Here is a 1,911-nt window from a genome sequence, read left to right as displayed (position 1 = left end):
CATATTTATTAAAACATTAATTTCTATTGAACCGCCGTGTACCGAACGGTACGCACGGTGGTGTGAGAGGTCGCTAAATAAACTAATTATTTAGCTCCTACTCGATTTTTTCTATTCTACAAGAATATTTACTTACCTTGTTTCACACTTATTAGAACAAGGAATTATTATATTTATCTCCATCTCCATACTTTGTTTTGGATATGGTTTGCTTCAAGGCTATAAATTTAAATTCTAGAAGAAGATCGGAAAAATTATTATGTAAAAGAAGAAAGACTTATCTCAATATATATAAGACCTAGAGTTGTGTAGTGGACAAGAAGATGATATGTTTATATTAGAAATCTACGAAGGTTGTTTTATAGAAACGGAAAAGAAACGTATTATGGAGGCGAAATATTTTGATACTTAATATATGGTGGTACTTTTTCATTTATGCATTTTTAGGATGGTGTACAGAGGTTATATATGCAGCTGTAAAGACAGGTAAATTTGTAAACCGAGGATTCCTAAATGGTCCATATTGTCCGATTTATGGAGTTGGAGTCATAATAGTACTCTATTTGCTAGATCCTATAAAAAATAATGTGTTTTATATGTTTTTAGGTTCTGTCTTTATTACTAGCAGCATAGAGCTTATAGGTGGATTTGCACTTGAGAAAATCTTTCATCAGAAATGGTGGAATTACGATGACAAGCCCTTTAATATTTGTGGATATATTTGCCCTATGTTTTCACTTGTGTGGGGATTAGCTTGCCTTGTTGTGGTAGACAGAATTCACCCGTTTGTTTTTTCTCTCGTTAATTGGATTCCACAGATGGCAAGTAAGGTTTTACTAATAATTTTTGCCTGTCTTTTCATTATAGATCTCATTGCAACAGTAAAATCTATTTTAAAATTGAACAAAAAACTTGAAATAATTGATGGAATCACATTTAAAATTCGAGAGATATCAAATAATATAGGAGAAAATATTGCTATGGGAGCTATTGATATAGTGAAGAAGAAGGATAATTTAGAAGAAAATTTCGAAACAAAAAAAGGAATTTTAAAAGCGGATTTAACTGAAATGAAAGGTGAACATCAAAAAGCATTGGTTCATCGAAAACAAGCGCTTAAAGACCTTCATAATGCAAATAGAGAAATCTTAGAAGCCACTCATTTTGGAGAAAAAAGGTTGCTGAAAGCATTCTCTGAATTAAAATCCATACAGCATAAAGATGCTCTTGAAAAATTAAGAAATACTATTTTAAATGGATTGAGTGTTCCAAAGAAAACAAAAATAAGCAGCGAAAAAGATAGAACTGATTTAGAGAAATAAACTGATTAGTTAGGGATGTATGATTAATCATATATTTAACAGCTTAAAAACTACATGATATTCTTTATGTTCTATATGTTTTTACCTCTTACTTTTGAATAATTCAAATAACATATTTATCTTACCTTATAATTTTTACAATTTGTTCACTAATATTGGGGCTTTTATGAGCGAAATGAAAGATAAACTCAAAGAAATGTTAGAGCTATTTGATGGGTGAGACATTAAGAAAAACTTCTGTTTTTCATTCAAATATATTAAAAGAATATTTAAAATTAATTCTTTAAATAAAAAAAACTTCATGGCAAAAGCTATGAAACTTTTTTTAGATTTAATTCATTGTCATTTTTATTAAAAGTTTCATTGTACAACATAATAGCATCCTTTGATCCACCTGTACTTACTACATAATTTAACACTCCAACATTTCTCATATTCTCTTTACTAAATACCTTCTTAAATAATTTTATCATAAAACAACCTCCTTGTATAATCTAATTATAAGTTTGATAAGAAACTGTCCCTAAATAATACGAATGATTTCTTACTTATCTTTATTAATGTTTATGTTTATCCATTTCTAAATTTA

2 protein-coding genes are annotated in these 1,911 nt (G+C 28.6%); one reads left to right on the top strand and one right to left on the bottom strand.

All coding sequences use genetic code 11. The features are described 5' to 3' along the window. Positions 1 to 401 precede the first annotated feature (401 nt). A complete protein-coding gene (locus KPL37_RS19345; RefSeq protein WP_216151700.1) occupies positions 402 to 1,322 on the top strand; it encodes a putative ABC transporter permease in 921 nt (306 codons plus the stop codon). A 311-nt stretch (positions 1,323 to 1,633) separates the two neighbouring features. On the opposite strand, the gene KPL37_RS19340 is transcribed toward KPL37_RS19345, so the two are convergent. Further along, positions 1,634 to 1,795, bottom strand: coding sequence for a hypothetical protein (locus KPL37_RS19340; protein ID WP_216151699.1), 162 nt, complete (start codon positions 1,793 to 1,795; stop codon positions 1,634 to 1,636). Between the last annotated feature and the right edge of the window lie 116 nt (positions 1,796 to 1,911).

This window comes from Clostridium frigoris (genome assembly GCF_018861865.1).
GTDB lineage: Bacteria > Bacillota > Clostridia > Clostridiales > Clostridiaceae > Clostridium_AD > Clostridium_AD frigoris.
This window is presented reverse-complemented; position numbering and strand designations above follow the sequence as displayed.

Bases quoted from the DNA above. Each gene is read 5' to 3' on its own strand.
- KPL37_RS19340 (WP_216151699.1), bottom strand. From the start codon at position 1,795: ATGATAAAATTATTTAAGAAGGTATTTAGTAAAGAGAATATGAGAAAT.